This window comes from Streptomyces sp. NPDC058685 (assembly GCF_042714725.1).
Taxonomy (GTDB): Bacteria; Actinomycetota; Actinomycetes; order Streptomycetales; family Streptomycetaceae; genus Streptomyces.
Genome location: NZ_JBHXSL010000068.1, coordinates 1 through 3,467 on the forward strand (window position 1 = coordinate 1; position 3,467 = coordinate 3,467).

Sequence of the window (3,467 nt, forward strand, 5' to 3'; positions counted from 1 at the left end):
TTCACCCCCCCCCCCCCGCAACACGTCATACTTGGGGTTGTGGTGGGTTTTTTTTTTTTTATCCGCCCCGGGGCCCGGGCGGTTGGGGCCCCCGCGCCCCAGCGCGTTGCCCCGCACAGTGAGGGCGTGGCAGTGCCCTGCGGCCCGCCGGGAGGTCCGGCGGGCCGCAGGGCTTGAGCGGGGCGGGGGCGGGGGCGGGCTGTGGAGGCTAGGGCTGGTCGGTGACCGCGGCGGCGAGTTCGGCGATCGTCTGGCGCCGGAAGACGTCCTTGGCGGAGATCGTCAGGCCGGCCTTGCGTGCCTGAGCGACCACCGTGATGCCCAGGATCGAGTCGCCGCCCAGTTCGTAAAAGTTCTCGCCGATGCCGACCTGCTCGACGCCCAGGACGTCGGCCCAGATCGCGGCGAGTACCCGCTCGGTGTCGGTGCGCGGCGCGGGGCCGCTGTCGGGGTCCGCGGTGTGTACGGGGGCCGGCAGGGCCTTGCGGTCGATCTTGCCGTTGGGGGTGAGGGGGAACGCGTCGAGGGCGACAACAGCGGACGGCACCATGAACTCCGGCAGCCGGCCGGCGACGAACTCGCGCAGCTCGGTGGTCTCCACCCGGCGCCCGGCGGCGGGGCGTACATAGCCGACAAGGCGCTTGTGGTCGCCGTCCTGGAGGGCGATGACGAACGCGGCCTCGATGTCCGGGTGCTGGACCAGGACCAGTTCGATCTCACTGGGTTCGATGCGGTAGCCGCGAACCTTGACCTGGTGGTCGACCCGCCCGACGTATTCGATGGTGCCCTGCGCCGTCCAGCGCACGAGGTCCCCGGAGCGGTACATGCGATCGCCCGGTACGGCGGCGAACGGGTTGTCCAGGAAGCGTTCGGCGGTCAGTTCGGGACGGCCCAGATAGCCGCGGGCGACGCCGGGGCCGGCGATGTACAGCTCGCCGACGACGCCGATGGGCACCGGATTCAGCCGTTCGTCCAGGACGTGGACGGCCGTGTTGGCGAGCGGGCCACCGATCGGCACGGGGGTGGTGCCGTCGGCCTCGCGGACCTCGTGCCAGGTGGCGAAGGTGGTGGTCTCGGTCGGACCGTAGACATGCAGCAGCCGCCGCGGCGGTCGGGCCGCCAGGACCTGCGCGACCCGGGCGGAGTTGACGGCCTCACCGCCGAACAGCACATGCCGCAGAGTGGCGAAGGCGCTGGGATCGGCGGCGGCGACCTGGTTGAAGACGGCGGTCGTCAGGAACAGGGTGGTGATCTCGTGCCGGGTCAGGGCGAGGATCAGAGCGGCCGGATCGAGAAGGGTGTGCTTGTCGATGACGACCAGGCGGGCGCCGGCGACCAGCGGTGCCCAGATCTCGAAGGTCGCCGCGTCGAAGGTGGCGTCCGCGCCCTGGGCGACGACGTCGTCCTCGCGCAGGGCGACGTAGTCGGCGTTGCACACCAGGCGGGTGATCGACCGGTGCTCGATCACGGTGCCCTTGGGGGTGCCGGTGGATCCGGAGGTGTAGATGACGTAGGCGGCGTCCCGTGGCGAGACGACGACGTGCGGCGCGTGCACGGGCTGGGCGGCCAGTGCCTCGTGCTGTTCGTCCAGGCAGATGGTCGTGACGTCGGTGTCGGGGAGCTTGCCGGTCAGGTGTCGCTCCGTCAGACACACCGCCGCCCGGGCGTCTTCGAGCATGAAGCTCAGCCGGTCGCCGGGGTACTCGGGGTCCAGCGGCAGGTAGGCGCAGCCGGCGCGCAGGACGCCGAGGAGGGCGGCGAACAGCTCGGGGCCGCGGGGCAGGCACACGGCGACGAAGGATCCCGGCCGCACCCCGGCGTCCAGCAGCAGGTGGGCCAGCCGGTTGGCCCGTTCGTCGAGTTCGGCGTAGGTGGTGGTGGCGGTGCCGTGGACGACGGCGACCGCGTCGGGCCGGGCGCGCACCCGGTCACCGACGAGGTCGTGCACGCCGCGGTGGGCGGGGAAGTCCCGCTCGTTGACCGCCCAGTCGGTGCTCACCAGGCGGTGCTCGTCGGCGTCCAGCAGGGGCAGGTCGCCGATGGGCCGGGTGGGGTCGGCGACCGCGGCGCCGAGCAGCACCCCCAGGTGCCCGGCCCAGCGTTCGACGGTGTCGGCGTCGAACAGGGCGGTGTCGTACTCCAGGACTCCGGTCAGGTCACCGGCGGCGGCGGGGGTGAACTCGACGGTGATGTCGTGGGCGGGGGCCGGCCAGGAGGAGTGGAACTCGCTGACGCGCACCCCGGGCAGGGTGTACGCCGGGGGCGTCTCGCGCAGCAGCACCATGGCCTGCACCAGCGGACGGCCCGCCGTCTCGGGGCTTTCGGCGAGTTCGGTGACGAGTCGGCCGTAGGGCACGTCCTGATGCGAGAGGGCGTCCTGGACGGTGCGGGCGCTGTCGGCGACCAGGTCGGCGAAGGGAGTGCCCGGGTGCACCGTCTGCCGCAGGACCAGAGGGTTGGCGAAGTGGCCGACCATGTCGTGCAGGTGGGGGTGGGGACGGCCGGAGGCCAGGGTGCCGAGCGCCAGGTCCTGCTGCTGGCTGTAGCGCGAGAAGAGCACCTGGCAGGCGGCGAGGAGGCCGTCGAACAGGGTGCCTCCCTGCTCGCGGGCGAGTCCCGTCAGGGCGTGGGCGACAGAGGCGGGCACACGGAAGTCGTGCCGGGCACCGGGGGTGGTGCGTGCGGCCGGCCGGGGCCGGTCGGTGGGCAGGCGCAGCGTGGGCAGGTCGGCGAGCCTCTCGCGCCAGCAGTCGAGCCGGGCGGCGATCTTGGCGTCGGTGAAGCGCTTGCGCTGCCAGGCCGCGTGGTCGCGGTAGCGGCCGGCGGGCTGAGGCGGGGCGGGGCGGCCGGTCAGCGCCGCCGTGTACAGCTCGGCCAGGTCGGCGGCGAGGAGGTCCTTCGACGCGCGGTCCGCGGCGATGGGGTGCAGGCAGAGCACGAGGACGTGCTCACCGTCGGCGACATGGGCGTGCAGGACCCTCAGCACCGGGCCGGCCGCGAGGTCGAAGGGGGCGGTGACCAGCTGTCGTATCCGCTCCTCCAGCTCGGCGGCCGGGTGGCCGGTGAGGTCGGCGAACTCCGGCTCGGTCGGGGCGAAGAGGCCGGCGGGCCACACCCGCATGCCTGGTGCGCCGTCCACCGTGTGGTAGGTGGTGCGCAGCGTTTCGTGCCGGTCCACCAGTTGCCGCACCGCTCGGGCGAGCGCGGGGCGGTGCACCTCACCGTGCAGGCGCCAACCGAGGACCACGGGCGGCTCGGCCGCCTGCGGTGGCCGCCGGTACAGCTCTTCCTGGCCCAGCGACAGAGGCAGCACGGGCGGTGCGGTGTCGGGCGGGGCGGGGCGGGGGTGCGGCTGGTCTGCCGCCAGGGTGGCGGGGGCCGTCGTCAGGTCGGTCATCTCGTCGTTCCCTTCGCGTGGTTCGGGTTCTCTCGTCGGTGGGTGGAGGGTGTGCCGGGGCGAGGGGAAG

The 3,467-nt window shown here is 73.1% G+C and carries 1 protein-coding gene; it reads right to left on the bottom strand.

Features of this window, described 5'->3' with window-relative positions; translation table 11 throughout:
• Positions 1–208: 208 nt before the first annotated feature.
• The gene (locus ACFWU3_RS33015) at positions 209–3,397 is read right to left on the bottom strand and encodes an amino acid adenylation domain-containing protein (RefSeq protein WP_384444776.1); all 3,189 of its coding nucleotides are present in this window, start codon (positions 3,395–3,397) and stop codon (positions 209–211) included.
• Positions 3,398–3,467 lie beyond the last annotated feature (70 nt).

Coding starts and splice junctions, on each gene's coding strand:
- ACFWU3_RS33015 (WP_384444776.1), bottom strand. CDS start 3,397: ATGACCGACCTGACGACGGCCCCCGCCACCCTGGCGGCAGACCAGCCG.